Genomic DNA, 13926 nt, shown 5'->3' on the forward strand with positions numbered 1-13926 from the left:
AGGTGATAAGCAGATGGTCGATATGACAGCGATGAACCAGGGAGCCGGGCCATTGCCTCTGCGAGAGCGGGGGCATCTTCGCCTGCTGACCTTTAATTTACAGGTCGGTATTCAGACGTCTGCTTATCATCACTATTTCACTCGTAGCTGGCAGCACTTCTTGCCTAATCCTCAGCGGGTAAAACGCTTGGATATCATGGGGGATGTGCTGGGTCAGTTTGATGTGGTGGGCCTTCAGGAAGCCGATGGCGGCAGCTTTCGCTCCAGCCGTATTAACCAGGTAGAGTATCTGGCAGCCAAAGCCGGATTTCCCCACCACTTTCAGCAGTTGAATCGCAATTTGGGGCGTATTGCCCAGCACAGTAACGGGCTGCTTTCGCGTCTGGTGCCCTCCAAAATTGAAGAGCATCGCTTGCCTGGTATGCTGCCTGGCCGCGGGGCGATACATGTGCGGTTTGGCAACGGCCCCGATGCGCTGCATATCTTTATTGCGCATCTGGCACTTAGCCACCGGGGACGGGTACTCCAGCTTAACTACTTAAGCGAGATTATTGAGCCACTTCGTCATGTGGTCGTCATGGGGGATCTCAACTGTACTCCGGATCAGTTGCATGCCCATGAGCGATTCAGCACCTCGCTGCCGTTGCACCCGGTCAAGCCGCTGCTCAGCTACCCCTCCTGGCAGCCCCGGCGTGCGCTTGACCATATTCTGCTCTCGCAAACTCTGGAAGCGGCGGAAGTGCGGGTGATGGATCATCTATTTTCCGACCACTTGCCTATCGCCGTGGATTTACCGCTTCCAGCGGCCTGTTTGCTGGCTATTGAACAGGCCGCGCCTTCGGTTTCATAAGTCGCTTAGCGGTAATAAAAGGTCGCACAAGCGCGCTTGGGGGATGACGTTCGGCCCAGAATCAGCGATGATTCTGGGCCGTTTTCTTTTCCAGGACATTTAACATGCTCGTCAATGCCCATGAGCCGCGCCTGCTACGCTGGCTCGACTGCGTGACTGAGGGAGTGGGTCGGGCCATTGCCTGGCTGGTTGTGATCATGATGCTTGTGCAGTTCGCCATCGTCGTGCTGCGCTATATCTTCGGTATCAACAGTATCGTGATGCAGGAATCCGTGATGTACATGCACGCCGCTGTGTTTATGCTCGGTGCGGGATGGACGCTACGCCACGATGGTCATGTACGGGTGGATATCTTTTACCGCAAGATGTCAGACCGGGGCCGTGCATGGGTCGACCTGCTCGGCACGCTGTTCTTGCTGATTCCGGTCATGTCGTTTATTGCCATTTCAAGCTTCCACTATGTGATTACCAGCTGGGCCATTATGGAGCGCTCGGGGGATGGCGGCATTCCGGCCGTGTTTCTGCTTAAAACGCTGATTCTGGTCATGGTGGGACTGCTGCTGTTACAGGCGGTCGCGCAGCTTATTCGTCAGGTACTGATTATTCGCGGCAAGCTATCCGGTTCTGCCCCTGTGCATGAGGAGATGGTCTAGTGCTGGCGACTCTATTGGAAGGTATGCCGCTGTTGCTGTTTGCCACGGTATGCGGCGTCTTGATGCTGGGTTATCCGGTGGCGCTTTCACTGGCAGGAACGGCGCTGGCCTTCGCCGGATTAGGCTTTCTGCTCCAGTCGATGGGTGTGCCGGTGCACTTTGAGGCGCGCTGGATGGGCTCTATGCCTAATCGGATTTACGGCATCATGACGAATAACACCTTGCTGGCGGTGCCTTTATTCGTGCTGATGGGCGTGCTGCTTGAGAAGTCACGGGTGGCAGAAACCCTGCTGGACGCGATGACCATGGCGTTTGGTGCCCTGCGCGGCGGCTTGGGTATTGCCGTGGTATTGGTGGGCATGCTGCTGGCGGCGTCTACCGGTATTGTGGGGGCCACAGTCGTTACCATGGGCCTGCTCTCGCTACCTACCATGCTCAAGCGCGGCTACTCGCCGTCACTGGCGACTGGCACTATCTGCGCGACGGGCACCCTAGGCCAGATCATTCCGCCCTCCATCGCCCTGGTGCTGCTGGGTGACGTACTAAACAATGCCTACCAGCAGGCCCAGCTCTCCATGGGTACCTGGAGCCCCAAGACACTCTCTGTGGGCGATTTGTTTATCGGCGCGCTGGTGCCCGGCCTGCTGCTAGTGGTCGCCTATATTATCTATCTGCTTGTGGTGGCGTGGCTAAAACCCAGCACGGCTCCGGCGGCGGATCGAGAAGCGTTGATGGAAGAGCTTGGGCATACCGGCAGCATCTGGCCGCTACTGTTGAAGGGGCTTTTACCGCCCGTGCTGCTGATTATAGCCGTGCTGGGCTCGATCTTGGGCGGCTTTGCAACGCCCACGGAAGCTTCGGCAGTGGGCGCATTCGGTGCGTTGGTGCTGGCTGCGGCCAACCGGAGGTTAAGCTTTTCAATGCTGGGCGAAGTGGTGCGTTCCACCGCTCAGGTGACCAGCATGGTGTTTTTGATCCTGATTGGTGCGGCGCTATTTTCGCTGGTGTTCCGGGCGTTTGGCGGCGAAGAGCTGGTCAACCATATGTTTGATTCCATGCCGGGTGGCGTTTTGGGCGCGACCATTGTGGTGATGCTAGTGATCTTCTTACTCGGGTTTATTCTCGACTTTATCGAGATCACCTTTGTGGTGGTGCCAATTGTCGGCCCGGTGCTGCTCGCCATGGGGCTTGATCCTATCTGGCTAGGCATCATGATCGCCGTTAACCTGCAAACGTCGTTTTTGACCCCGCCGTTTGGGTTTGCGCTTTTCTATCTGCGCGGCGTTACTCCGCAAAGCGTGCCTACTTCGGCCATCTACCGTGGGGTTATTCCGTTTATCGTCATGCAGCTGGCAATGCTGCTGGCGCTGGCGCTATTCCCAGGGCTCGCCACCTGGCTTCCGTCGGTTATTTAGGAGACCCCATGACAAATAGTGTCAATGTATTGACGATTGCGGGCTCCGACCCTTCGGGAGGTGCCGGACTGCAAGGGGATCTAAAGACATTTTCGGCGCTCGGTGTCTATGGTACGAATGTTATTACCGCCGTGATTGCGCAAAATACCTGTGGTGTTGCTTCAGTGTATCCGGTGTCGCCTCAGGCAATCCGCGAACAGCTCGAGACGCTGCTCAATGACGTTAAGCTGGATGCAGTTAAGATCGGTATGGTGGCCAGCCGTGAAGTGGCTGAGGTAATTGCCGAGGTACTAGGCCAACGCCGTCCGCGCTGGATTGTGCTCGACCCAGTCATGGTCGCCAAAAGCGGTGATATTTTGGTCGATGATGCGGGGATTCATGCGGTGCGCGATATCCTGGTGCCGCTTGCCGATGTCATCACGCCTAATCTGCCGGAAGCGGCGGTGCTGCTGGATACCCCCTCTCCCGAGAGCCTTGAGGCCATGGAGTTGATGTTGCCGGGCCTGACTCGCTTGGGTGCGCCCTATGTCGTACTCAAGGGCGGGCACCTGCGCGGCGAAACCTGCCCCGATCTGCTAGCGACACCGACTAGCCATGAATGGCTGCCTGCCTCACGCATTCAGACCGATAACCTGCATGGCACCGGCTGTGCACTGTCGTCTGCGATTGCCGCCTGTTTGGCAAAGTTGCCGGCTGACGCCCCTGACGATGCGACTGTCGCCGCCATTGGTGATGCCAAGCGGTGGCTGCATGCCGCGCTTGAAGCCAGCGTGCGTCTTAGCGTGGGTAAAGGCCGTGGGCCGGTACATCACTTTCATGCCTGGTGGTAATGCGCTTCAAGTGCGCTTTAAAAACTAAATGCACTTTAAAACGTACTTTGAAACGTACTTAGCTTGCGGGATATGGCTTCGCCCACCATGCTGAGGGGTGTCTGTGTGACGACGACTGCCTAACGGTTTGGATGCTTGTTCGAGGAGCGTTATGCCATGACCCGCACGTTTGTGTTTGCCACCGACCTCTCCGCTGATAATCGCGCTGGCTTCGCCCGCGCACTGCGCCTTGCGTATGCCCAGCACGCCCAGCTAGACGTACTGCACGTACTCGACCCCTATCTACCGGCCCATCTGCTTCAGGCGCTGGAGCAGGCGGTAAACGAGCATATTGGCGCCACACTGACCGATATCCGCGAAGACTATGCGCTTGAAGCGCCCAAAACCGTAGTGCAAACCGTGATTGGTGAGCCCCATGTGGAAATTGTGCGTAAGGCCCATGAGCAGCAGGCAGAACTCATTGTGCTGGGCATGCACCGTAAGCGGGGCCAGCCAGAACTGCTGGCGGGCACCACGCTGATGCGCGTATTGCGCAGCGCGCCATGCCCGGTGGTGGTAGTGCGCCACGTACCTACCCAACCCTGGCAGCACATCCTGATTCCGGTAGATTCCTATTTGGCCGCACGCCAGACCCTGATCGAGGCGTTAAACCGCTTCCCCGAAGCCAAGTTGACGTTGCTCCACGCCTGGACGCTGCCGGGTGAAGGCGAGCTTGGCTCAGAGGTCTATTACGCTCAGTGGCGCGAGCAGGAAGTGGCGCGCTTGCGTGAGATGCTCAACAGCGAAATAGCGTGCCTGGTACAAGATAGAGACGGCGCCCCCGATATCGAGCTGGTACTCGAACCTGGCACACCGTGCGATGTCGTCAAAGACTATATCAAGTGCCACTCGCCTGATTTGGTGATAATGGGCAGCCGAGGCCAGCCTTATCACACCAGCCAGCTAACCCTGTCGCTGCTGAGTGAGCCGCACTGTGACTTGATGCTGTATCGTGCCTGGTAAGACTGGCGAGAAAGGTATAGGTACACTAAACCTTTTAGCTTATCAGGAGAGGGAGCGTTGAAGGTACTCATACAGCGAGTTAAGCAGGCGAGCGTAGTGGTGGAAGGGCAGACAATCGGCGCCATTGATCAGGGGCTTTTAGCGCTGGTCGGCGTTGAGCGAGACGACAGCGACGCCGCGGTTGAAAAAATGCTGCATAAGCTTTTGCACTACCGCGTGTTTAGCGATGCCGACGGCAAGATGAACCTAAATCTTCAGCAGATCAACGGCGGATTGCTGCTGGTCTCGCAGTTTACCTTGGCCGCCGAGACGCGAAAGGGCCTGCGCCCCGGCTTTTCCAGCGCCGCTGCCCCGGCTGAGGGAGAGCGGCTATTTAATCAGCTGGTTGCCAAGGCCCAGTCAGCCTGGCCGAACGTCGCCACCGGACAATTTGGCGCCGATATGCAGGTGGCGCTGGTTAACGACGGGCCGGTTACCTTTTTACTAGAAAGCTAGACTGAGTGCGAAAAGCCCTGCGCTAAGCGTTTTCACTGGCAAGAAGCTCCGCCTCCATGGCTTCCAACGACTCTTCAGCCGCTAACCACTGCTGCTCGGCACGGTCTAATCCGGCCTTGATATCAGCCTGTTTAGCGAGCACTTCCGTCAGTTGGGCTTTGCGGCTGCTGTCGGTGTATAGCTCGGGGTCGGCCAGGATGGTTTCTACTTCTTCCAGCGCTGCCTGCGCCTTTTCCATGGTTTTCTCAGCCTGGTCGCGCTCCTTTTTCAGCGGACGCAGCTTTTCGCGCAGTTCAGCGGCCGCCTTGCGTGAGGCTTTGCGCGCCTCGCGGCTATCGCCACTGGGCTGCTGGTTCTGGCGCTCGGCTTTTTCGCTGCGCGAATCGCGGCGGCTCTCTTCAAGGCGCGCTTTTAACCACGCGCGATAATCCTCAAGGTCGCCGTCGAACGGTTCAACCCGATTGTCCGCCACGCACCAGAACTCATCGACCGTAGCTCGCAGCAGGTGACGGTCGTGAGATACCAGAATGACCGTGCCTTCAAAACCGGCCAGTGCCTCGGTAAGCGCTTCGCGCATTTCCAGGTCCAGGTGGTTGGTAGGCTCATCCAGCAGCAGCAAATTGGGCTTTTGCCAGGCGACCAGCGCCAGTGCCAGGCGCGCCTTTTCACCGCCTGAGAACGTGGCCACTTCGCCAAAGGCGTCATCGCCCTTGAAGCCAAAGCCGCCCAGGAAGTTGCGAATCTCCTGGTCGCTGGCTTTAGGGGAAAGGCGCTGGACATGCACAAACGGGGTCGAGGTGACGTCCAGGCCTTCCAGCTGGTGCTGGGCAAAGTAGCCAATCGCCAGGTGCTCGCCGGGGATGCGCTTGCCGTTTAACAGTTCAAGCTCACCGGTCAGGGATTTGATCAGTGTCGATTTGCCTGCCCCGTTAGGCCCCAGCAGACCAATACGGCTGCCCGGCAGCAGGGTGATATTGACCTTGTCGAGCTGAACGGTGTCGCGCTCTTTGCCCCGGTAGCCCAGCTGGGCCTGGTCGAGCACCAGTAGCGGGTGCGAGGTCTTATCGGCGGCCGGTAGCGTAAAGTGAAAGGGCGAATCAACGTGGGCGACGGCAATGTCTTCCATGCGCTCCAGCATTTTTACCCGGCTTTGCGCCTGCTTCGCTTTGGTTGCCTGCGCCTTGAAGCGGGTAATAAACCGCTCGATCTCTTCCCGGCGGGCCTGCTGCTTTGCCGCTTCCGCCTGCTGCAACGCCAGCTTCTCGGCACGGGTGCGTTCAAAGCGGGAGTAGTTGCCTCGGTACAGCTCCAGCGTTTGGTGGTGCATATGCACGATGTGGTCACATACCGCATCCAGAAAATCGCGGTCGTGAGAAATCAGCAGCAGCATGCCGGGGTAGCGGGTCAGCCACTGTTCAAGCCAGAGCAGCGCGTCGAGGTCCAGGTGGTTGGTAGGCTCATCGAGCAGCAGTAAATCCGAGGGCATGAACAGCGTACGCGCCAGATTGACGCGCATCCGCCAGCCGCCGGAAAAGTCGGATAGCGGGCGCGCCAGGTCAGCCTGCATAAAGCCAAGCCCCACCAAAAGCTGTGCGGCGCGAGACTCGGCGCGATAGCCATCCAGGGTTTCGATTAGCCCGTGAAGCTCGGCTTCGCGATGTGCTTCGCCCGCCTGTTGGGCGGCCAACAGCGCGGCCTCTGCTTGACGCAGGGCATGATCACCGTCGAGAACATATTCAATAATCGGGCGGTCAAGCGCCTCTACTTCCTGCGCCATATGCGCAATGCGCTGGCCGCCGCTCATTTCAACGTCGCCTTGGTCAGGGCCCAGTTCATTCAGCAACAGCTTGAATAAGCTCGATTTACCAGCGCCATTTGCCCCGATAATGCCTGCCTTGATGCCATCATGTAGCGTTAGGTCAGCGTTATCGAGTAGCGTTTGCTTGCCGCGTTGCAGGGCGACTTGGCGCAGTGCGATCATGCTCTCTCCCTAAAAAGTGGGTAAACCAATGCTTGATTCTAACCGATTGCGCCGCTTGGAGCAGGCGCCGCTATGGGATTTTGCCCTAGCGTTTTATGCCGAGCCCGGTATAGAGAGCGCCTGCCTGACATTGCAGGACTCGCTTGGTGTGGATGTATGCGAGATTTTATTGCATAGCTGGCTGTTTGTGCATGGGTTTGAGGCGCGACCCTATGCCCTTGCAGTAGAGCGTGAAGAGCGCAATATTTGGCAGCGCGAGATAACCCAGGTATTGCGTCATTTGCGGCGCACGTTAAAGCCACAGGCGCTGCAAAGTTCATCTATTGCCACTCTTCGCCAAACCATTCAGCAGGCCGAACTCCAGGCCGAACGTGAGAACCTTCAACGCTGGCAAACATGGGCGATGCAGATGTTTGAAAACAATCCGCATTTAACAAAACGTGCTGAAAATATACAAAATGTTGCACAATGGCTGCAGGATAGGCTGTTTTTCGGCGAACTTGACAAGCATTGTCCGTCTGGGCAAAGCGCGCGCGAGAGCGTGTCGCAAGCCTGGCAAACCCTGGCCGCCCGGCTTGACCGCTTTGAATGAGCGCGCTAGCCTAAAATCAAGCTGCTTTTGATTAACCATTCGTTATACGTCCGCTGGCTGACAGCAGTGAATAACGTTTATGCAGGTCAGCGAAGGTAAAACCAATCGTTAAAGTGCGTTTCTCAACGCTGAAAACAAAAGCAGAATCTTGCGCACTCGTATCGCGCTTACCACTGCAAGGGGAACATCGCATGAAGGCAAGCAAGTTAATAACGACGGCTAGCGTCGGCGCATTGCTGTTGGGCATGACAGCAGCTGCACAGGCGGATAACTGGCGCTACGCGCATGAAGAGTACGAAGGCGATGTACAGGATGTGTTCGCCTACGCGTTCAAAGAATATATCGAAGAGAATTCCGACCACACGCTGCAGGTTTACCGTTTTGGCGAGTTGGGCGAGTCGGACGACATTATGGAGCAGACGCAAAACGGCATCCTCCAGTTTGTTAATCAGTCGCCTGGTTTTACCGGTGCGCTGATTCCTGAAGCGCAGATTTTCTTTATTCCCTACCTTCTGCCTACGGATGAAGAAACGGTCCTCACGTTCTTCGACGAAAGCAAAGCCATCAATGAAATGTTCCCTGAGCTTTACGCCGAGCAAGGCCTTGAGCTTTTGAAAATGTATCCTGAAGGTGAAATGGTCATCACCACTAACGAGCCGATCAGCTCGCCAGAGGATATGAACAATAAAAAAATCCGTACCATGACCAATCCGCTGCTTTCCGAAACCTACGATGCATTTGGCGCAACACCGACGCCGCTGCCGTGGGGTGAAGTGTATGGCGGTCTGCAAACCGGTATTTTGGATGGTCAGGAAAACCCGATTTTCTGGATCGAGTCAGGCGGCCTGTACGAAGTCTCTCCGCACCTGACGTTTACCGGCCACGGTTGGTTCACAACCGCGATGATGGCAAACCAGGACTTCTATGAAGGTCTTTCTGAAGAAGACCAGCAGTTGGTTCAAGACGCATCCAATGCTGCTTACGACCACACTATTGAGCACATTAAAGGCTTGGCCGAAGAAGCGCTGGAGAAAATTCAGGCCGCTTCCGATGAAGTGACCGTTACTCGTCTGGATGAAGAGCAGATCCAGGCATTCCGTGATCGCGCGCCGCAAGTGGAAGAAGCCTTCCTCGAAATGACCGGAGAAGACGGTGCTGAGCTGCTTGAGCAGTTCAAAGCCGACCTTGAAGCCGTCAGCAACGAGTAACCGTAACATTTCCGCTTTGGCGGATAGGGTGACTCATCAAGGGGCAGCCAGGCTGCCCCTTTTTTATGGGCCTAAGGGCGCTGAGAGCAGGCTTGAAAAGTGTAGAAAGCGTTGGAGAATAGTTTTCCAATCTTGACGCAAAAAAGCCAAGCACCCGTTACGCTAAGAAAGTGGCGATGCGGTTTCATCACTACTGGTTTCATCACTACTTTTTCACTATCGCTATTTCATCAATGCAATCGTGAGCGTGGAATGATCATGATGTTGAGCGGGCTGTGAGCGGTTGTAAGCCACAGCCATGCTGCCAAAGGGGGAGTCCTGCCATGACCGATGAAGAATCCGAAAAGAACTACCACTCAGGTTTACCCGGCATATTAGGGATAATCGACAATGCAATTAGCAAAATCGAGTCAGTGATTCTGGCGCTAGGGGTTTTGCTAATGGCGCTGAATACGGTTACCAACGTTGTGGCCCGTTTTGTGTTTGGCAACAGCATTATGTTTTCCGGCGAGCTTAACCGCATTCTAATCATCATGATTACGTTTGCCGGTATTGGCTATGCGGCGCGCCATGGGCGTCACATTCGTATGTCGGCAATTTATGATGCGTTGCCGGTAGGTGGGCGCAAAGCTCTCATGATCTGTATTGCGCTATTTACCTCGATGATCATGTTCTTTCTACTTTATTACTCTGTCGTTTATATCCTGGATCTGTATAGCAAGGGGCGGGTGCTGCCCTCGCTAAGCTTGCCGGTCTGGATTATTTACCTGTGGGTGCCAATGGGTTTTTTGATCACCGGTATCCAATACCTGCTGACCGCGATCAAAAACTTCACTTCGCATGATGTGTATCTCTCAACCGGCGTTGTGGACGGTTATAAAGATACTGAAACCGAAGTTTGACGTAGGGCATCGCACTCTAGGGGAATAGTTATGACGACAATAATGGTAGTCACCATGATTGCCCTGCTGCTGCTGGGCTTTCCAATGATGGTGCCGCTGATTACGGCGGCAATCATCGGCTTTTATATGATGTTTAATGGCTTCGGCCAAATGGATACGCTGATCCAGCAAATGATGGCGGGCATTCGTCCAGCGTCGCTGATTGCCGTGCCCATGTTTATTCTCGCCGCGGATATTATGACGCGCGGCCAGTCAGCTAACCGTCTGATCGATATGGTGATGTCGTTTATCGGCCATATTAAAGGCGGGCTTGCGGTAAGCACGGCGGCGTCTTGCACGCTTTTTGGCGCTGTGTCCGGTTCCACCCAGGCTACAGTGGTGGCGGTTGGTTCGCCGCTGCGCCCGAAAATGCTGAAAGCGGGCTACTCCGACTCATTTACCCTGGCACTGATAATCAATGCCAGCGATATTGCGTTTCTGATCCCGCCGAGTATCGGCATGATCATCTACGGGGTTATTTCAGGCACTTCGATTGGTGAGCTGTTTATCGCCGGTATTGGGCCAGGATTGCTGATTTTGTTCATGTTTTCAGCCTACTGTATCGTTTACGCGATAGTCAAAGACGTACCCACGGAAGAGCGTGCCAGCTGGAAGGAGCGCGGCGTTGCCGTGCAAAAGGCGCTTTGGCCGCTGGGCTTCCCGGTTATTATCGTCGGTGGGATTTATGGGGGTATTTTCAGCCCCACCGAGGCCGCTGCCGCCTGTGTGCTTTACGCCATTCTGCTGGAGTTTGTGGTATTTCGTTCGCTCAAAATGAACGATATCTATGCCATCGCCAAGTCCACCGGTTTGATTACGGCCGTGGTGTTTATCCTGGTGGCGGTAGGCAACAGTTTCTCGTGGATCATATCCTTTGCTCAGATCCCCCAGGCGATTTTGGAATCGGTCGGGGTGAATGACGCAGGGCCGACCGGCGTTCTGATCGCGATTTGTATCTCCTTCTTTATCGCGTGCATGTTCGTTGATCCTATCGTGGTCATTCTGGTTTTAACGCCTATCTTTGCTCCCGCTATTGCGGCGACAGGCCTGGACCCCGTACTGGTGGGTATCCTGATTACATTGCAGGTGGCCATAGGATCGGCGACACCGCCGTTTGGGTGCGATATCTTTACCGCCATTGCGATCTTTAAGCGGCCTTACTGGGAGGTTATTAAAGGCACGCCTCCGTTTATCTTTATGCTGATCCTGGCGGCCGCACTGCTGATTATGTTTCCGCAAATTGCGCTGTTCCTGCGTGATGTGGCCTTTCGCTAACTTTCCACAAGGAGAATTGCATGTTTAATCGCATTTTAGTCCCGGTGGATGGATCAAAAGGGGCCATCAAAGCACTCGACAAGGCGGTTGGGCTACATATGCTAACGGGCGCCGAGCTGTATTTCCTGTGTGTATTCAAGCATCACAGTTTGCTTGAGGCGTCGCTTTCTATGGTACGCCCAAGCCAACTGGATATACCCGATGACGCGTTAAAAGAGTACGCTACCGAGATTGCCGTGCATGCCAAGTCCTACGCGATCGATAGGGGAGCTGAAAGTAGCTGCGTTCGCGCTTTTGTGAAAGGTGGGCGCCCGTCACGCACAATCGTCCGCTTTGCCTGGAAGCGGGAGTGCGATTTAATTGTGATTGGTGCGCAGGGCACCAACGGTGAAAAAAGTATGCTGTTAGGTAGCGTTTCTCAACGGGTGGCCGGTGCGGCCCACTGTCCGACGCTCGTTGTGTAATCTGGTGCAAACCTCTGGATAAACACGCTGTCCTATTTTTTGAAGTACTCTAAATATTTTTGAAGCACCCTAAATATGGCGTATCACGCCGACGAATAAGGTTATTTTTTAATGAAAACACTGCTCTCTACAACGGCCCTGACCAGTCTGCTTTTGGTGGCGCCTTTTGTTGCCGCCGCCCCTGATACAGACGAGCAGCGTCTTGCCTACAGCCTTGGCGTTACGCTTGGCGAAAGCATGAAGGCCGATATCGAAGACCTGGACCTGGACGCGTTTAACGATGGCATGCGCGACGTGTTCGAAGACAATGACTTGGCACTCAGCGAAGATGAGATGGTTGAGTCGATCATGGCCTTCCAGGCACGCTCGCAAGAAGCGCGTGAACAAGAAGCGGCCGAAATGGCCCAGCTAAACCAGGAAGAAGGCGATGACTTCCTGGCGGAAAACGCCGAGCGTGAAGGTATTGAAGTAACCGAGTCGGGCCTGCAGTACGAAGTGCTGGAGTCGGGCGATGGTGAAACACCTGGGCCTGAAGATACCGTGGAAGTGAACTACGAAGGTATGCTGCTCGATGGCACCGTATTTGATAGCTCGTTTGAGCGTGGTGAACCGGTAAGCTTCCAAGTCAATCAAGTGATTGAAGGCTGGCAGGAAGCCCTGCAGCTGATGAGCGTTGGCGACAGCTGGATGCTATACATTCCCGCTGACCTTGCCTACGGTGAACACGGCCAGGGCCCGATTGGCCCCAACGAAATGCTTACCTTCCGCGTTGAACTGCTAGGCGTCGAATAACCTATGTTCCTGGCCCCAGTGGTTGCCCGTTACACCAGTTTCATACTCTTGGTAGGCGGGCCTCTGGTGGCCAGTGCTGCTGAAACACCTGATCGCTTGCCTGCGCTAAATGCAATGGCTGAACAGGCAAGCGTAGTAGGCGTATCTTCGGGTGGTTATATGGCCACCCAGTTAGCGGTTGCCTGGCCTGAGCGCTTTAGTGGCGTTGGGGTACTGGCGGCGGGGCCTTGGGGGTGTTCCCAGGGTTCGCTAAGCGTGGCGCTTAGTCAATGCATGATGACGCGTGGTGGCCTGCCTGATCTTGAGGATCTTGAAGACCGCCGCGAGCGTTATACGCAAAACGAGCAGGCGGGCGATCAGGCAGCCCTTGGCAAGCTAAGAGCTTTTATCTGGCATGGCGGTGCGGATAACGTTGTTGATCCCGAACTGGTTGAGCTTTTGGCCGGGCAGTGGCGGCAGTGGCTGGCAGCGCCTGAACAGTTAAAGGTCGTGCGCAATCCAACAGCAGGACACGGCTGGCCGGTGCGTCTTCACGAAGAGGAGACGGTTGGCCCCCATGAGCTGGGGAACTGCCGTCAGGGCGGGGGAAGCCATGTGCTCGCCTGCGATGAAGACGTCGCCCGCGAAATGCTCGACTGGCTATACCCAGAGCGCGAAACGGTGAGTCCAGAGTCAGGTGAACTGGTCGCGTTCGATCAGTCAGAGTTTGCCGTCAAGGGGCTGGCGGATACCGGGTATCTATTTATCCCCGCTTCCTGTGAAGATGAAGCCTGCCCGGTCACGATTGCCCTGCACGGCTGCCAGATGAGCACTAATGCCATCAATGACACCTTCGTCAGTCACAGTGGATTAAATCACTGGGCCGCAAGGCATCGCCAGGTAGTGCTTTACCCGCAAATCGACAGTAGCTTATCCAATCCGCAAGGGTGTTGGGATTGGTGGGGATATGCCGAAAGCCTTTGGCAGCAGAATCCGCTCCACGATACCCGTGAAGGCAGCCAGGTGAGCGCGCTGATAGCCATGCTCGACCGATTGCAAACGGCCTCTATCGACGCCGACTAAGCTTTTTTCTGGCACATTAACGTCAAGCCGACTTTGATCTCCCTTTTGGGATATCAAGGATGACGCGTGCCTGCCATAGGCATAATGGCTTGAGAGGCGGCTTTTGCCGATCTGTCGATATTGATCTGCAGTGTTAACCTCCCCCCATCGCCCAAAATAGCTGAGCAGGCCTGACCATTAAGGTCGCAGATAGCCATTGTGAGGTGCCCCGCAGTCGGGTGGCCATCGTGCAGACGATGAAAAAACACATACCAAGTACAGGCCGCCAGCGCTAAGGCGGTGGTCAAAATCAGTACCTTGAGTCCCTTAAAACCCGCAAAGTAAGCAGGTTGAGGCAGTATTTTCATGGCAGAATATCGCTACGCA

Annotated in this window: 15 protein-coding genes; 13 read left to right on the forward strand and 2 right to left on the reverse strand. The window is 55.5% G+C overall.

Annotated features, from left to right (window positions below; all coding sequences use genetic code 11):
* Window positions 1-13: 13 nt before the first annotated feature.
* From ACT3XD_RS14055 to dtd, 6 genes are all read left to right on the forward strand, one after another.
* Complete coding sequence (locus ACT3XD_RS14055; protein ID WP_192537488.1) at window positions 14-850, forward strand: endonuclease/exonuclease/phosphatase family protein; 837 nt, start codon at window positions 14-16, stop codon at window positions 848-850.
* 104 nt (window positions 851-954) lie between these two features.
* Complete coding sequence (locus tag ACT3XD_RS14060) at window positions 955-1503, forward strand: TRAP transporter small permease subunit (protein WP_192537489.1); 549 nt, start codon at window positions 955-957, stop codon at window positions 1501-1503.
* Window positions 1503-2918 carry a TRAP transporter large permease gene (locus ACT3XD_RS14065; RefSeq protein ID WP_318782742.1) on the forward strand — a complete coding sequence of 472 codons (1416 nt, stop codon included), beginning with the start codon at window positions 1503-1505 and terminating at the stop codon, window positions 2916-2918. Before ACT3XD_RS14060 ends, ACT3XD_RS14065 begins: the two co-directional genes overlap by 1 nt.
* Window positions 2919-2926: 8 nt before the next feature.
* Window positions 2927-3748 (forward strand): bifunctional hydroxymethylpyrimidine kinase/phosphomethylpyrimidine kinase, encoded by an 822-nt coding sequence (gene thiD / locus ACT3XD_RS14070; protein ID WP_192537490.1) that lies wholly within the window; start codon window positions 2927-2929, stop codon window positions 3746-3748.
* A gap of 156 nt (window positions 3749-3904) precedes the next feature.
* Complete coding sequence (locus ACT3XD_RS14075) at window positions 3905-4750, forward strand: universal stress protein (protein WP_193092014.1); 846 nt, start codon at window positions 3905-3907, stop codon at window positions 4748-4750.
* 57 nt (window positions 4751-4807) lie between these two features.
* Window positions 4808-5245 (forward strand): D-aminoacyl-tRNA deacylase, encoded by a 438-nt coding sequence (dtd, locus tag ACT3XD_RS14080; RefSeq protein WP_193092013.1) that lies wholly within the window; start codon window positions 4808-4810, stop codon window positions 5243-5245.
* Window positions 5246-5267: 22 nt separating this feature from the next.
* Here dtd and ACT3XD_RS14085 read toward each other — a convergent pair whose 3' ends face one another.
* Window positions 5268-7226, reverse strand: coding sequence for an ATP-binding cassette domain-containing protein (locus ACT3XD_RS14085; RefSeq protein WP_193092012.1), 1959 nt, complete (start codon window positions 7224-7226; stop codon window positions 5268-5270).
* Window positions 7227-7254: 28 nt separating this feature from the next.
* Between ACT3XD_RS14085 and ACT3XD_RS14090 the strand changes: the two genes are divergently transcribed.
* The 7 genes from ACT3XD_RS14090 (at window position 7255) to ACT3XD_RS14120 (ending at window position 13560) form a co-directional block, all read left to right on the forward strand.
* Window positions 7255-7818: a TIGR02444 family protein gene (locus ACT3XD_RS14090; protein WP_192537494.1), complete on the forward strand. Its 564-nt coding sequence runs from the start codon at window positions 7255-7257 to the stop codon at window positions 7816-7818.
* Between the two features lie 191 nt (window positions 7819-8009).
* The gene (locus tag ACT3XD_RS14095) at window positions 8010-9026 is read left to right on the forward strand and encodes a TRAP transporter substrate-binding protein (protein WP_192537495.1); all 1017 of its coding nucleotides are present in this window, start codon (window positions 8010-8012) and stop codon (window positions 9024-9026) included.
* 323 nt (window positions 9027-9349) lie between these two features.
* A complete protein-coding gene (locus tag ACT3XD_RS14100) occupies window positions 9350-9928 on the forward strand; it encodes a TRAP transporter small permease (protein WP_192537496.1) in 579 nt (192 codons plus the stop codon).
* A gap of 30 nt (window positions 9929-9958) precedes the next feature.
* Complete coding sequence (locus ACT3XD_RS14105; protein WP_192537497.1) at window positions 9959-11242, forward strand: TRAP transporter large permease; 1284 nt, start codon at window positions 9959-9961, stop codon at window positions 11240-11242.
* A 20-nt stretch (window positions 11243-11262) separates the two neighbouring features.
* Complete coding sequence (locus ACT3XD_RS14110) at window positions 11263-11706, forward strand: universal stress protein (RefSeq protein WP_192537498.1); 444 nt, start codon at window positions 11263-11265, stop codon at window positions 11704-11706.
* Window positions 11707-11817: 111 nt separating this feature from the next.
* Window positions 11818-12498, forward strand: a complete 681-nt coding sequence (locus tag ACT3XD_RS14115; RefSeq protein WP_192537499.1) for an FKBP-type peptidyl-prolyl cis-trans isomerase — start codon at window positions 11818-11820, stop codon at window positions 12496-12498.
* 3 nt (window positions 12499-12501) lie between these two features.
* A complete protein-coding gene (locus tag ACT3XD_RS14120) occupies window positions 12502-13560 on the forward strand; it encodes a PHB depolymerase family esterase (RefSeq protein ID WP_192537500.1) in 1059 nt (352 codons plus the stop codon).
* 53 nt (window positions 13561-13613) lie between these two features.
* On the opposite strand, the gene ACT3XD_RS14125 is transcribed toward ACT3XD_RS14120, so the two are convergent.
* Entirely contained in the window at window positions 13614-13907 is a 294-nt protein-coding gene (locus ACT3XD_RS14125) for a hypothetical protein (RefSeq protein WP_192537501.1), read from the reverse strand.
* Between the last annotated feature and the right edge of the window lie 19 nt (window positions 13908-13926).

It is taken from the genome of Halomonas sp. AOP7-B1-5 (genome assembly GCF_052353045.1).
GTDB classification, from domain to species: Bacteria; Pseudomonadota; Gammaproteobacteria; order Pseudomonadales; family Halomonadaceae; genus Vreelandella; species Vreelandella colorata.